The 16,477-nt window shown below is 37.5% G+C and carries 8 protein-coding genes; 3 read left to right on the top strand and 5 right to left on the bottom strand.

Going from position 1 to position 16,477, the window contains the following annotated elements; genetic code table 11:
* Positions 1-92 precede the first annotated feature (92 nt).
* Together parC and aspS are read right to left on the bottom strand one after the other, a co-directional pair.
* Positions 93-2,342, bottom strand: a complete 2,250-nt coding sequence (parC, locus tag PVV69_RS05270; RefSeq protein ID WP_273720675.1) for a DNA topoisomerase IV subunit A — start codon at positions 2,340-2,342, stop codon at positions 93-95.
* Between the two features lie 993 nt (positions 2,343-3,335).
* Positions 3,336-5,126 carry an aspartate--tRNA ligase gene (gene aspS, locus PVV69_RS05275; protein WP_273720674.1) on the bottom strand — a complete coding sequence of 597 codons (1,791 nt, stop codon included), beginning with the start codon at positions 5,124-5,126 and terminating at the stop codon, positions 3,336-3,338.
* Between the two features lie 135 nt (positions 5,127-5,261).
* On the opposite strand from aspS, the gene rnd reads away from it, so the two are divergent.
* Positions 5,262-6,416: a ribonuclease D gene (gene rnd, locus PVV69_RS05280; protein WP_273720673.1), complete on the top strand. Its 1,155-nt coding sequence runs from the start codon at positions 5,262-5,264 to the stop codon at positions 6,414-6,416.
* Between the two features lie 546 nt (positions 6,417-6,962).
* On the opposite strand, the gene ppx is transcribed toward rnd, so the two are convergent.
* Complete coding sequence (gene ppx, locus PVV69_RS05285; protein WP_273720672.1) at positions 6,963-8,474, bottom strand: exopolyphosphatase; 1,512 nt, start codon at positions 8,472-8,474, stop codon at positions 6,963-6,965.
* A gap of 6 nt (positions 8,475-8,480) precedes the next feature.
* Positions 8,481-10,661, bottom strand: a complete 2,181-nt coding sequence (locus tag PVV69_RS05290) for an RNA degradosome polyphosphate kinase (RefSeq protein ID WP_273756732.1) — start codon at positions 10,659-10,661, stop codon at positions 8,481-8,483.
* A gap of 309 nt (positions 10,662-10,970) precedes the next feature.
* Here PVV69_RS05290 and PVV69_RS05295 point away from each other — a divergent pair, with 309 nt between their 5' ends.
* Both PVV69_RS05295 and PVV69_RS05300 read left to right on the top strand, forming a co-directional pair.
* Positions 10,971-11,219 carry a zinc-finger domain-containing protein gene (locus PVV69_RS05295; RefSeq protein ID WP_273756734.1) on the top strand — a complete coding sequence of 83 codons (249 nt, stop codon included), beginning with the start codon at positions 10,971-10,973 and terminating at the stop codon, positions 11,217-11,219.
* Between the two features lie 33 nt (positions 11,220-11,252).
* A complete protein-coding gene (locus tag PVV69_RS05300) occupies positions 11,253-12,500 on the top strand; it encodes an FAD-binding protein (RefSeq protein WP_273756735.1) in 1,248 nt (415 codons plus the stop codon).
* 188 nt (positions 12,501-12,688) lie between these two features.
* Here the strand turns inward: PVV69_RS05300 and dnaE are convergent, their stop codons facing one another.
* On the bottom strand, positions 12,689-16,177 hold the full coding sequence (gene dnaE, locus PVV69_RS05305; RefSeq protein ID WP_273756736.1) for a DNA polymerase III subunit alpha: 3,489 nt from the start codon (positions 16,175-16,177) through the stop codon (positions 12,689-12,691).
* Positions 16,178-16,477: the final 300 nt, after the last annotated feature.

Here is a 16,477-nt window from a genome sequence, read left to right on the forward strand (position 1 = left end):
AACTCAAAAAAAGGTTCACAATACTCTTACTCAAAGAAAATCATACAGTTGTTCTTTTTAACGGTCTATAATTTATAAATCAGATCAACAATTCAATTCGTAAATTTTCCTGATTTTGGAAATCCTTTGGGAACCAAACGCCCCACTCCAGCACGCATTCCCATCCACTCAATAAGGTCATCAGCTTGACGGTTAAAACAGCGCTCAGCTGTATCTTGCCAACTTAGCCCTTCTGATAAATGAAAGGTTTTGGCATCAACAATACCGCCCTCTTTGTAACGTTGCAGACGAACACCTTTACCACGACTCATTTCTGGTATTTGTTCAATGGCAAAAATAAGCATTTTACGGTTTTCACCAACTATTGCAACATGATCACCTTTTACTGGAATACAAAGCCTTACTTTATCAGAAGCCCTTGCATTCATAATTTGCTTGCCTTTTCGTGTATTAGCAATCACTTCGGTTGCAGATACAATAAAACCATTTCCATGAGATGAAATTAAAAGCAATTTATCCTGTGCATGATAGACAAAAGCTGTCAAAACATCGTGCTCATCATCCATATCAACTAAAAGGCGAATGGGTTCACCATGCCCCCTTCCTCCAGGTAAAGTATTTGCAGCAATAGCAAAAAACTTTCCCCCCGTACTTACTACAATAATTTTATCTGTAGTGAATGCTGGAAAAGCTAACTTCAAACAATCCCCTTCTTTGAATGAAAGCGCATTATAATCACTTAAATGTCCTTTTAAAGCACGCATCCAGCCCTTCTCAGAAATTACAATCGTAACTGGTTCTTTTTCGATCATCGCTTGGTGAATATCATCAATATCATGCTTTGGTGCCTCCTCAAATGTCGTACGTCTTTTTCCCAAAAGAGTATCAGGACCAAAAATTTTACGAACCTTTATGATTTCCTCTGAAATCACTTTCCACTGCTTTACACGAGAGGCTAACAAATTCTGCAGTTTTTCTTTTTCAGCACGCAAATTTTCAAATTCCTTACGAATTTCAAATTCTTCAAGCTTACGTAAAGAACGCAAACGCATATTAAGAATAGCCTCAGCTTGATTTTCTGTTAATTGAAAACGGTCGATGAACTTCTTTTTTGGTTCATCCTCTTCACGAATAATCTGAATCACCTCATCAAGATTTAAATATGCGATGAGATATCCATGAAGAATTTCTAATCGGCAATCAATTTGATCAAGCCTATAATGAGAACGGCGAACAAGCACTTCTTGGCGATGTTGGAGCCATTGCTGTAAACTTTCACGCAGAGAAAGAACATTGGGTATTTTTCCAGAAGATAAAACATTCAAATTAAGAGGAAATCTTACTTCAAAATCAGTCAATTTGAAAAGAGACTCCATAAGGAGTTCAGGATCAACAGTACGATTTTTAGGAATAAGCACTATGCGGATATCTTCTGCCGATTCATCTTGAATATCTTCAAGCATTGGTAAGCGTCGTGCAAGGAGCAATTCTGCTGTTTTTTCAATAAGGCGTGACTTTTGAACTTGGTAGGGAATTTCGGTCACAACAATCACATAAGAACCACGACTGCCAGTTTCCTGATGCCAACGTGAACGCAAGCGAAAAAATCCACGTCCAACACGATAAGATTCCTCAATACTCTTTTTAGGCTCAACTAAAATACCACCTGTTGGAAAATCAGGACCAAGAACAAAGCGATTTAATTCCTCATCATTTACATCGGGATATGCAATCAAATGGAGGGCTGCATCACAAAGCTCAGCAACATTATGGGGTGGAATAGATGTTGCCATACCAACAGCAATGCCTGATGAACCATTTGCTAAAAGATTAGGAAAAGCTCCAGGTAAAACAACTGGTTCTTCATCTTCTTCATTATAGGTTAAACGAAAATCAATAGCATTTTCATTAATCCCCTCAAGCAGCAACGCAGCCACTTCAGTCATACGCGCTTCCGTATAACGCATAGCAGCAGCATTATCACCATCAATATTACCAAAATTGCCTTGTCCATCCACCAATGGATAACGAACAGCAAAACTCTGAGCCAAACGCACCAATGCATCATAAATAGAGGCATCACCATGGGGGTGAAATTTTCCCATCACATCACCAACAATCCGTGCACATTTAGCATAAGACTGCCCTGGATTAAGCTTGAGTAAACGCATAGCATGGACAATTCGCCGATGCACCGGTTTTAAACCATCACGGACATCAGGTAACGCGCGGTGCATAATAGTAGAAAGCGCATAAGCTAAATAACGCTCTTGTAAAGCAGAACGTAATTCTATTGGTTCAATATGTTCTTTATCAAAAGGTAAATTCATTTTATCAGACATAATATAAGGACAACAATTCCCAAAATAATGAGCAATTATTCCATAAGATTTTGAGTGTAATCTTTTATGAGCCGACTATTGTTATTGAAAATCGACTATATAAAAATAAACAGGACGATTAAAACATGAACAGAAAATTATATCAAATTGAAAAAGTTATATGCATACTCTAAACTTTGTCTAAAAAGCCATACAGAAATCCTGAATACATTCAGCCTAATTTTTTCTGAAAGTCTAACAATACCTACAACGCATTAATTTATAATGATAATTCACTGTTTTGATAACAAAATAAGAAAATCAAAATATAGTAAGATTTTCTCATTTAAAATCTATTCAAGATGAATCAATAAAAACATCCTTTTGCAAATGACACGTGGGATGAGCATGTGGATAAAAATTGTAAAAAAATGCCTCTTATAAACCCTCTCAGGGACAAGAGCTGTCGCAATATTGGAAATCTCTAGGAAACAGCGATAGTACCGGCTTGTTACTAAGCTCTAAAACATTATAGCTATTGAATATGCTTGACCTCTTACTGCTCTAAAAACAAAGATTACTATGCACACCGTTTTGGTCAACAATTCTGCTTTTTTAGCAAATTTCCCTTGGCTGTCCTCCATGCAATTCTCTTCATAGACTCTAAGAGCAAACCCCACCTTGAATATTTATCTCTATTGCTAACAAAGAAACTCAATGTATAAAGCATTAGCTACCTTATATCGTGATCTCAAATAATACTGTTTTGGAAAACAATCGGACAAAAATAATATCTCGTTTCTATTACGGACTGTACGGAATTTTAAGCATAATGCGATGCTTAATAGCATCGCATTATGCTTATTAAACACTAAAATAACTGCCCTTTTCTACAATGTAAAAAAATGCAAATGCAGTATAAACCTAAGCTTTATAAACAACATATACACATGAACTAAAAATCTTAAAACTTCACTGTAGAGAGAAAACTGCTAAAAACCCAAAACCAATTCATTAACTATTTTTGTTAACAGGAGCCATTCGTATCCCTAAATCACGTAATTGTGCAGAAGAAACATCAGACGGCGCCCCCATCAAAAGATCAAACGCTTGTTGATTCATAGGAAATAAAGCAACCTCACGTAAATTTTTAACGCCTTGTAAAAGCATAATAATACGATCAATACCAGCCGCCATACCACCATGTGGTGGAGCTCCATAATGAAATGCACGATAAAGAGCACCAAAACGATCTTCTACCACCTCTTTGGAAAGACCAACAAGATTAAAAACTTTAAGCATCATTTCTGGTGAATGATTACGAATTCCACCCGATGCAATCTCATAACCATTACAAACAAGATCATACTGAAATGCTTTAAGCGTGAGAGGATCTTGACAGTCAAGAGCATTCTCTCCTCCTTGCGGCATAGAAAAAGGATTATGTGCAAAATCAAGCTTTTTCTCATCTTCATTCCATTCAAAAAATGGAAAATCAACAATCCATGCTAAAGAGAAAGAATCTAGATCAACAAGATCTAATTCTTCCCCTACTCTTGTGCGTGCTGCACCGGCAAAAGATGCAAATTTCTTGGGATCTCCTGCCACAAAAAAACAGGCATCACCACTTTCAAGTCCAAGCTGCATACGAAGTGCTTCAGTTCTTTGCTCGCCAATATTTTTGGCAATAGGACCAGCCCCTTCAAACTTTCCTTGCTCTTCACGCCAGAAAATATAACCAAGCCCAGGCTGTCCCTCACCTTGTGCCCAGCCATTCATACGATCACAAAAAGCACGACTTCCACCCGTTTTAGCTGGAATAGCCCACACTCGTGCATTTTTATCATTTGCTAAAATATGCGCAAAAACTTTAAAGCCAGAATCATAAAAATGCTGTGAGACATCCTCCATAATAATCGGATTACGTAAATCAGGCTTATCCGAACCATATTTTCGCATTGCTTCATCATAAGAAATACGAGGAAAGTTTTGTGTTACAGACTTTCCATCTGCAAACTCTTCAAAAAGAGAGCGCATAATAGGTTCCATTGTTACAAAAATATCCTCTTGTTCAACAAAACTCATTTCAAGATCTAATTGATAAAATTCTCCAGGAAGACGATCAGCACGGGGATCTTCATCTCTAAAACAGGGAGCAATTTGAAAATAACGATCAAAACCCGACATCATCAACAATTGTTTGTATTGTTGAGGAGCTTGTGGCAATGCATAAAACTTTCCCTGATGAATACGACTTGGCACCAAAAAATCACGTGCTCCTTCCGGTGATGAAGCCGTCAAAAGCGGTGTTGTAAATTCTGTAAAACCAGTCTCTTGCATAGAGCGTCTAATAGCAGCAATAATTTCAGTGCGACGCATAATATTTTTGTGCATAGTTTCACGACGTAAATCAAGAAAACGATACTTCAAGCGGATATCTTCTGGATAATCAGGTTCGCCAAAAACAGGTAAAGGAAGCTCATCAGACTTTGAAAGAATTTCAACCTCTTTGGCAAAAATTTCAATTTCGCCTGTTGGAAGAGATGTATTAACAACCTCATCAGCACGTGCACATACTTCCCCATCTACACGAATGACCCATTCAGAACGTACGCTCTCAATAATTTTAAAAGCTGGCGAAGCAGGATCAGCAACAATCTGCGTGATTCCAAAATGATCACGTAAATCTACAAAAAGGATTCCGCCATGATCACGAACACGATGAACCCATCCCGAAAGACGAACCTTTGTCCCTACATCACATTTACGAAGAGCAGCGCAATTATGACTGCGATAACGGTGCATAGTTTTTTGCCTTTGATATAATTTTCACATGGGCTACAAAGTCCTTTTCATAACCATTTGTCAAGATATGAGGATAAAGACTCAAAAAAAAAGTCAAGAAAAGACAAATTTAATTTCTCTCGTTATAATAGAGTGATGATGAATCTTATTACACAAACCAAAGATCTTGAAATTGCACTTTCTATTCTGCGTACCTCAGATTTTGTAACAGTCGACACTGAATTTATTCGTGAAACAACTTTTTGGCCCCAACTGTGTCTCATTCAGCTTGCCTCACCAGACACAACAGCTCTCATTGATCCAATGTCACAAGATATTGATTTACAACCATTTTTTGATCTCATGAAGGATAAAAAAATTGTTAAAGTGTTTCATGCAGCACGTCAAGACATTGAGACCATTTATCATCTTGGAGGCATCATTCCCTCCCCTCTCTTTGATACACAAATAGCAGGATCAATTTGTGGTTTTGGTGATTCTATCTCCTATGACCAGATTGTACAACGTTGCACTGGGCATCACATTGATAAATCATCTCGTTTTACAGACTGGAGCTACCGCCCTCTTTCGGAAAAACAGCTGCTCTATGCACTTGCCGATGTCACCTATCTTAGAGATGTTTATCTCTTATTAAAAAAACAGCTAGAAAAAAACAAACGCACCCACTGGATGGATGATGAAATAGCAATCCTTTTAGCACCTAAAACCTATGATATGCCAGAAGATGAGGCATGGAAAAAAGTAAAAGGCAAAATCAAAAAAACACGTGAACTTGCCGTATTACAAAAAATAGCTGCTTGGCGTGAACGTAAAGCACGCAAATATAATATTCCACGCCGTCATATCATGAAAGATGAGTGCTTAATTGAAATAGCAATTCAACAGCCAACAGATGAAACTGCCCTGAAACGCTTGCGCAGTCTGAACAAAAACTGGGATAAATTTTCAATCGCACAAACACTCATACAAGCTGTAAATGAAGGCTTAGAAGTTGATCTTGCGACTTTACCTCCCCTTCCTAAATATAATCCACTCAATGAGACATCAACTGCCGTTATCGACCTTCTTAAAGTGTTATTAAAGCACGTTGCCAACGAAAATGACATTGCACCCAAAGTTATTGCCACTACCAATGATTTAGAAAAAATCGCTAATGGATGTATCAAGAAAAATATTCCCGCTATGAATGGTTGGCGCTATGAAATATTTGGTAAAAAAGCCGAACAAATGCTAAAAGGCCAGATAGGATTTTATTTTGACAGTGGAAAAATAAACATCAAACAACTCTAATTTACAAAAGATTTTTCACCATTTGCATTCTAAAATGGGTGCAATAAAATTTTTGAAAAGAGTATATTTATTTTGAGTATAATACATGAAGTGAGAATCAAAAAAGAGGAATTGTGTAATCTCACTCCGCTAAGCAAATTGTATTTGAAAAAATAAAAGCTCTAAATAAATTTTAAGTACTTTTATTCCGGAAAAATCTGCCTCATTATCCATATTCCCGCGTCAATTTAGAATGTGCTTTATGACCAATACAAATACGGTAAAAAAACTTATAATTTAAAAACTTAAATTTGATCAATGCTTGCTCAAAATGACGATGAAAAAACAAGCCCCCTAATCGAATAACGGAAAAACTTTCCTCTAATAATAGCGGATTCGTTTGCGGAAATATGAGTTTAGCGCAAAAAAATGTGGAAGCATAATATCTCATATCCTCATATTATGAATATCCTATAGCAACCGTGACACAACAACAAAAAATAAATTTGCATAGCCCCCTCATAAGTAATAATAGAGCAATGAATTTCTACAAATAATAGAAAAGAATCAGAATGTTTCAAAACAAAGAGGCTGGTTTATTATTTTTGATAACTTCTTTAAATGATTGAAAGGACGTTCTCCTAATAAATCAGCATAACGCCTGGGAATATATAAAACAACGTGATCTGTCTTTTTTTGCCACGATAAATGAGGTAAAATTCCTGCAGTAGACGCACTAAAAAGATAAGCAATCCGCATAATTTCACCAAGAATTCTTGCTTTATCAACGAGATTTTTAGTTGCAAGTTGAAAAATAGGAAGGGATTCCTCATCAATTAATGAACCTGTATTGCGAAAAAAAACAGCGAGCGCAGCATAAGCACGCCCCTCATGAGAAATCCCCGGATATGATCCTAGTGCTATTCGATTGGCCGCCTCATTACCCCTATAATCTGGATGGATACGCCAACCAATATCCGCAAGAAGACACGCAGCCTTGCGATAACGGCATTCATTTTCAGTCTCGAGAATCCCAAAAGCTTTAAAAGCGCTTGTCGTAAAATCAATGAGTTCTTCTGCCTGCTTTGGTGAACGAGCCCGTAAAATAGCCATTTCCGTGCATGCTGCAATGAGCGGATCTGAAGCACGAATTTTTTGTGGCAATCGTGAATAAAGAAAGCCTTCACGAACACCAGCTCCAGAAAAAACTATTTTTTTTACCCCCATACATTGAATAAGTTCAACAAGAATGATCGCCCCATAAGATAAAAGCTGACGACGATTTTTTGAAACAGCTGTAATTCCTTGCATATTATCAATGCTGCCACGCACAACAAAACGTAGAAAATCTTCCATTTCAGCTGCATCAACTTCATAGCCATGCATAACAGGCAACCGATAATGTTTGGTTGCCATATGGAGCTTTGCCAAATTACGCCAAGTCCCTCCAACAGCATAAAAACAACGTGCCCTGCCTTTACAAACGACAGCAGATTTACCAAACTGCTCATGGGCAATTTTTGCAGCAACAGCAATATCATTATTAGACATATACTGTAGGCGTAAACCACCTAAGGGCAGTGTTACGCCCTCTCCTACCTCAGAGTCATCAATATCAATAAGCTCCAAACTTCCACCACCAAGATCTCCAGAAATACCCTTAGGTTTGTAAAAAGTAGAAATCACCCCATATGCTGAATAAACAGCTTCTTCACTTCCTGAAAGAAGATATATTTTATTTTGCAAGATATCTTCAGCATTTTGAATAAAGACTGATCCGTTTTTTGCTTCTCGCGCTGCTGCTGTTGCGAGTGTATAGACCTCATCTGCTCCAATCTGTTGACAAAGCGCACGAAAACGTTTCAGTGTTTGCAACGCCATTTTTATGGAATTTTCTTCTAAAAATCCAGTTTTTGCAACACCTTGCCCAAGACCACAGAGAACTTTTTCATTAAATAAAACCGTTGGCGAACGAACAAGACCCTCATAAATAACGAGTCGAACAGAATTTGAGCCAATATCGATAACAGCAACAGGTTTACATCCTTTTAACCGTCCCTGAGCATTTATATATGTCATTGGATTTCAGTCTTTATGTATTTCGGCTTGTTGCCGATGCAACGCCATCAAAGATGAAGCAGAAGACTCAAAAGAACTTTTCCAGCCCGCAGAACCTGCATTGGCCATAAAATACTCCTGTGCATTAAACGGACTTTCACCTCTTTGCGGTATTATACGCCTTGATTTTCCATTATAGAGTATATCAAAACTTTGTTGATTATCAATAATATTAGCTAACATAATTTGTAAAAGAATTTGCTTACGAACCGTTTTATTGAAAACTGGAACCAATATTTCAATACGATAATCCAGATTACGAGGCATCATATCAGCAGATCCTAAATAAACAAGTGCGTTCTCATTGGGTAAATCTTCACCATTACCAAAACAAAAAATACGACTATGTTCAAGAAAGCGCCCTACAATTGACTTTGCACGAATATTATCTGAAATTCCTGGAATACTAGGACGCAAACAACATATACCACGCACCACCAAATCGATCTGTACACCCGCTTGACTAGCACGATATAAAGCATCGATAATTTCCGGGTCAACCAATGCATTGACTTTCATCCAAATAGCAGCAAACCGCCCCTGCCGCGCATGAGTAATTTCCCCTTCAATATGCTCCAAAATACGATTGCGCAATGTTAAGGGTGAAAAAGCAATCTTCATAACCTCATTTGGGCGCTCATACTGAGCAATATAATGAAACAATAACGCAACATCACGTGCAGTATCATCATCTTTGGTAAAAAAAGAAAGATCGGTATAAACTTTAGCATTAATAGGATGATAATTTCCCGTGCCAAGATGAACGTAAGAGCAAAGACGTTTATCTTCACGCCTCGTTATCAGTGACATTTTAGCATGTGTTTTCAAGGCAATAAAACCAAAAATAACTTGTACACCTGCGCGCTCAAGATCACGCGCCCAACGAATATTTGCTTCCTCATCAAAACGTGCTTTAAGTTCTACCAAAGCAGTCACTGATTTCCCCTGTTCAGCAGCCTTAATTAAAGCACTGACAATTGGGCTATCATTCGATGTACGATAAAGAGTCTGTTTGATTTCCACAACATCAGAATCGTAAGCGGCTTGATGTAAAAATTGTACAACAACATCAAAGGATTCATAAGGATGATGAAGTACGATATCACTTTCACGAATAGCTGCAAAGCAATCACCCTTATGCTTACGAATACATTCAGGGAAACGAGGATGATAAGGAATAAATTTTAGGTCATTACGTGGAATAGAAACAATCTCTGAAACCATATTAAGAGCCAAAAATCCATCAAGAACACTGATCCAATTATCAGGAACAGCAAGAGCACTGCTTATAAACTGGCGTAAATTCTTTGGTGTTTTCGTATCAAATTCAATTCGAATAACCTGCCCACGACGGCGCCTTTTAAGAGCAGTTTCAAAAAAATGAACAAGATCTTCAGCCTTTTCTTCTACTTCAATATCACTATCGCGAATCACTTTAAATATACCAATTCCGTCCACTTTATGATCAAGAAATACATAATTTATGAAAAGACGAAGAACATCTTCACAGGCAATAAAACGAAAATGACTGTCTTTTTGAGGGAGAAGAATAAAACGCCTTAAAGCCATTGGCAGTGGTAACAACGCTATAATTGCCTGTTGAGCAGCACCCCCAGACAATTGCAAAGCAAGAGAAAGCCCTAAATTAGGAATAAACGGAAAAGAGTGAACAGAATCAACAAACAAAGGTTCAAGAACAGGAAAAATTGTGTCAAGAAAATATTTTTCAAGCCATGATTTTTCAATTCCTGAAAGTTCCTCAGGACAAATAATTTCGATATCATTCTGTTTTAATTCATGACGTAAAACACGTAATTCTCGTAATTGCTGAGCCTGCAAATGTGAAATCTCAGCTAACACAAGATCAAGCTGTTCCTGCGGTGTGCGCCCATCTGCACTGCACACTGTCACGCCAGCACGAATTTGAGCAGCAAGACCAGCAACACGAACCATAAAAAACTCATTAAGATTTGCTGCGGAAATGGAAAGAAATTGTAGCCGTTCTAATAAAGGATGCCTTGTATTAGTGGCCTCCATCAATACACGCGTATTAAATTGTAACCATGAAAATTCTCTATTAATAAACCGCATCGGATTTTTCATTGTTATATCCGATAAAGAAATCTGGTCTTCCACCCTCTGTCCCATATACTTTAGCTAAATTTCCTTTATACTTTCTAAAATTTTCATAATTGAATATATTACTGAAGAATTTATAATATATTACTGTTTAACGATCTATTTTTCTCATGTGATTTCCATTGAATATTTCAAACATTTGATACTCTTCCTGTACGTAAAATGCTAAAAAACAGAGTGATAAGCTCATGAACATACAAGATAGTGAGTTTATCTTAAAAAGCACCTTGCATTATCATAAGCTTTATTACAAACTCATGCATGAAATAAAAAATCCCAATCATACCTGATGAGACAATTTATCCGGAGCTTGACACCATGGCTGATCACAACATTCCCCATTTCCAAAATGATCTTGGATATAAAACAATCGAAATTGGTGTAAAAGAATTTATGTGTGTGGGGGCGACACAACCCTTTGATCACCCTCATATTTTTATTGACATGGGAGCGGCTGATGAGAAAATTTGCCCTTATTGTTCAACCCTTTATCGTTATATTTCTTCGCTATCATACAATCAAACAAATCCACCAGGATGTTTATATTATCCAAGCAATTCATTATAATGCATTTTCTGCTTTTTCAATATGACGAGGCTTATGGACCAATCGCCAATCATCGTTGGAGGTGGAATTGCAGGTTTAAGCACTGCTTTAGCACTCGCCCATAAAGGAATAGAAACGATAGTTATTGAAAAGTGTCAACAGCGTGATGCTGTGGGAGCTGGTATTCAGCTTACTCCAAATGCAACCTGTATACTTTCTCATTGGGGAATTCTTAATAAGCTCATAGAAATGGGTACAATACCACGCTTTCTTGAGCTAAGAGATGGAGTCTCTTTAAAAACGCGATTGCGTGTTGATCTGATCAATTTATCAGAGAAATACTGGAAATTCCCTTATATTACGATTCATCGTGCCGACTTACAAAAAGTTTTACACAGCGCTGTTATGGAAAATCCTTTTATTAAATACAAAACAGGCGAATCTTTTCTATCGACGACCCAAACGATAAGCAGCATAAACATAAAAACAATCAAAACAGATACATCAAATAAGACAGGAGCATACCAGTTTTATTCAACATCGCTCCTTATCGGATGCGATGGAGTTTGGTCCACATTACGAAAATTGGCTCCTTTTCATGAAACAGCAGATTTCAGTGGCTTTATTGCTTGGCGTGCAACAACAGAATTTGAAAATCTTCCTAAAGACTTTCGCTCTTTATTGCAAAATATGAAAGCAATCATGGCTTGGATGGGACCTCAAAATCATCTTGTTGTCTATCCCATTCAACCATCAGCAAAACTGTTTAATTTTGTAGCCATTACAAATGGAAACAATCCCAAAGAAGGATGGGCGCATAAAGGAAATAAAGAACATTTGAAATTTCTTTTTCAAAATTGGCATGGACAAATTTTGCAAATCTTTGACCATATTGATGAATGGACCTATTGGCCCCTCTTTCATATGAAAAAACACCGTTTTCTAGGCTTAGAGCGACAAGTTTTTGTTGGTGATAGTGCACATGCAGCTCTTCCCTTTGCCGCACAAGGTGCTGCTATGGCAATAGAAGATGCCGCCACATTAGCAGAAACGCTCTCTCTTAAAAATCTGTCATTAAAAAAAGCTCTTTCGCTTTATGAAAAAATACGAACACCCCGCATAAGAGCAGTAAAAAAACGTGGAGATTTCAATAAAATAGTTTATCACGCAACGGGTCCTATGGCAATTGCACGTAATTTTATTATGAAAATTCGTACACCAGAGAATATCATCTCTCAGCTTAATTGGCTTTATATGTATGATGCGATGAATGCCATAAAAATATATGATAAGAACTTATAAAATACCTTTAATAACTTGAGAGATACAAGAAATATTTTATTCACTTTATGATGCTAGGGACCCAACATCATTTATCAAAAATAAAAACAAGAATTTTCAAAGTTTCCAATCTGGTTTAAAGTAAAATTCCCCACCACCAATCACGTCAAACATAATGTACAATAAGTCCTCATCTTACAACTCTTGATTTAAGTCAACTCCACAGCGATAATCCCCTGAATTGATTTCATAGCACTTGCTATATGTGAATTAACCTTGTATCGTTTTGGGAGCGCAATTTCGACCTCCCGTAATCCATCCTCCTGAATAAGGACGAGTCCAACTTCTCCATTCCCATGATGATTTAAATTTTGCTCAATTTGCGCAAGCATATCAACGCTCTTTATAAAGAGACGCATCATTTTATGATTCTGCAACGCTTCCTTTTCTAAAGATTGGACCGTCTCAAGACGCAAACTAACACCTTCAGAGCGATTTTCCGCACTCACTGTGATGATAAAAGATTTCCCAGGCTCTAGTATTTCTTCATAATCCGCAAGTGCGTCAGAAAAGAGAACTGTTTCATACTGTCCACTCGTATCAGAAAAATGAATAATTCCCATTTTTTTACCAGACTTTGTTTTACGCACTTGTTTTGCTACGACAGTTCCAGCAAGTCTAGCAGCAGTTGCTCCCCCTTTTACGGCATTGGCAAAATGAAGCCAAGTTTGAACGCGTTTGTTAGCAAGAATAGCCTGATACTCATCTAGAGGATGCGCAGAAAAGTAAAAACCTATTGCTTGAAATTCTCGATGAAGTTTTTCATCTGGTAACCAAGGAGAGGTTTGCGATAAAATTAACGGCTCTTTTAATCCACCCGAAATGCCAAATATATCAATCTGTCCACTAGAATTGTTTTCGAGAATACGAAGCGCACGTGCATGAAGCGTTCCAAGACTTGCCAATAAAACCTCCCGTGCAATATGAAAGCAATCAAAAGCGCCAGCACAAATTAAACTTTCCATCGCACGCTTATTAACAATACGCGGATCAATACGCTCGCAAAAATCTTCCAAATCCTTAAAAGGTTTATTTCCCCGACAAGCAACAATATGATCAACAACTGCTTCGCCTACACCTTTAATGGCAGCAAGAGAATAATAGATACAGTTATCACCAACTTCAAAAACACGATGTGACGTTTGCACACAAGGTGCAATAACTTTAATACCCAACCTTAATGCTTCACGACGAAAATCATTTAACTTATCCGTATTTGTCATATCATATGTCATTGAAGCAGCTAAAAACTCAACGGGGTGATGCGCTTTCATATAAGCTGTCTGATAAGAAACGATTGCATAAGCAGCGGCATGCGACTTATTAAAACCGTAATCAGCAAATTTTGCTAAAAGATCAAAAATAATATCAGCTTGATCTTTATCAACACCACCAGCGATAGCTCCATTCACAAAGCGCGTCCGCTGTTGTTGCATTTCTTTATGAATTTTTTTACCCATAGCACGACGTAATAAATCCGCTTCCCCAAGCGAATAACCAGCAAGCACCTGAGCAATCTGCATCACTTGCTCCTGATAGACAATAACACCTTGTGTTTCTTTAATGAGATGATCTATTTTAGGATGAATGGAAGCAATTTCCTCTTCCCCGTGTTTGCGTGCATTATAGGTTGGAATATTCTCCATTGGACCAGGACGATACAGCGCAACAAGAGCAATAATATCTTCAATACGATCAGGCCTCATCCCAATCAGTGCTTTACGCATACCAGCACTTTCCACTTGAAACACACCAACCGTTTCACCACGTGCCATCATAGCATAGGTCGCTTCATCATTGAGAGGGATATTCGACAAATCTATTTTGATAGCCTTTCGTGCAACAAAATCTACCGCCATTTTCAAAACAGTAAGGGTTTTTAATCCAAGGAAATCAAATTTGACGAGCCCTGCCTGTTCAACATATTTCATGTTAAATTGTGTCACGGGCATATCAGAACGAGGATCACGATACATTGGAACAAGTTCTAAAAGTGGACGATCACCGATAACAATCCCTGCTGCATGGGTTGATGCATGACGATAAAGCCCCTCCAGCTGAAGCGCGATATCTAATGCACGTCCTATGAGGGGATCTTTTTTCTTTTCTTCCTCAAATTTAGGTTCATCCTTGATAGCATCAGCCAATTCAACCTGACTCCCAGGCGTAGCAGGAACAAGTTTTGTAAGATAATCTACCTGACGATAAGGTACTTCTAAAACACGCCCAATATCACGCAACACCGCACGTGCTTGCAATTTACCAAAGGTAATAATTTGCGCAACTTGATCACGACCATATTTTTTTTGAACATACTGAATCACCTCTTCACGCCGCTCTTGACAAAAATCGATATCAAAATCGGGCATAGACACACGATCAGGATTAAGAAAGCGTTCAAAGAGAAGAGAAAAACGCAATGGATCAACATCAGTAATAGTCAACGCATAAGCAACCAGTGAACCAGCACCAGAACCACGCCCTGGACCAACAGGAACATCATGCGCTTTTGCCCATTTTATAAAATCTGAAACGATAAGAAAGTAGCCTGAAAATTGCATACGTGTAATAATAGACACTTCATAATCAAGCCGCTGCTCATAATCTGTAACAGTATATCCTTCAGCCAATCCAATTGTCTCAAGGCGCATTTTTAAACCAGCTTTAGCTTGATTTAACAATTCACTATCTTCTACTTCTAAAGTACAGTTTGTATCAACAGACTTTTCTATAAAACGAGGCAAAATAGGTTTTCGGACTGGCGTAGCAATATGGCAACGCAAGGCAATTTCAACACTGTTCTCCAGAGCTTCTGGAAGATCAGAAAACAGTGCCACCATTTCATCTTGTGATTTCAAATAATGATCTGGTGTCACACGTTTACGCTCTGGATTAGAGACAATTTGTCCTTCTGCAACGGCCATCAGTGCATCATGGGCTTCATAACCTTCTTTATTCATAAAAAAAGCTTCGTTGGTTGCAACAAGAGGAATTTCATATTGATACGCCAACTCAATCAATGCAGCTTCTAATTGTTGATCAAAAGAGCCATGCCGCTGTAATTCTACATAAAGACGATCATCAAAAATTTTTTTTAAAGAAATTAAGCGTTCAGCAGCACGTTCTTTCTTCCCTTCTGCCAAAGAGAAATTAATAGGTCCTCCCTTGCCTCCCGTTAAAGCAATGATTCCTTCACTATGCGACAACAACCAATCAATTTTAATATGAGGAGAATCACTATCGCACTTATCAAGATAAGCACGACTAACAAGACGAACTAAATGAGCATAACCGATCTCGCTAGCCGCTAACAAAACAACAGAGCAGAAATGAGCAGGATGACGCCCTTGAGAAAAACACACATTATCATCTTCATCAGCAAAATCAACGGCAAGCTGACAGCCAATAATAGGTTGTATCCCGTGAGAAAAACAATATTGCGAAAATTCCAAAGCACCAAATAAATTATTTGTATCGGTAATAGCAACCGCTGGAGCATAATCTGAAATGGCATGTTGAATAATTTGTGGGATTTTCAAAGCCCCTTCAAGAAGTGAATAAGCAGAGTGCACTCTCAAATGAATAAAGCGAGGAAGAGATTTTTTTTTATCTCGTATTTTACTTTTATCTTTTATCACTCTCACAGTTTCCTACTCAAAAATAAATATCAAATTGCACCCTTATCTGCTTTATAATAGAGAATACTCCAACTTACTCATCTTTAAATTTATAAGTTCATCCCTCTGTATACGAGCAAGATATTGCAATTTTATTGCTATTTATAAAAGACTTTCATCAAGAAAATATCTCTATTCACAGCAAATAAACAGACAAAAATAAAAAGGAAAAAATCGGATAGAATATTATGAATAATAACTCTCATTTTTTTATTTTATATATTCAAAGATAAAGTTTTTTGCTTAAAGTTCAAAATGTAA

Origin of the sequence: Bartonella sp. MM73XJBT, from assembly GCF_028618465.1 — a bacterium.
Classification (GTDB): Bacteria; Pseudomonadota; Alphaproteobacteria; order Rhizobiales; family Rhizobiaceae; genus Bartonella.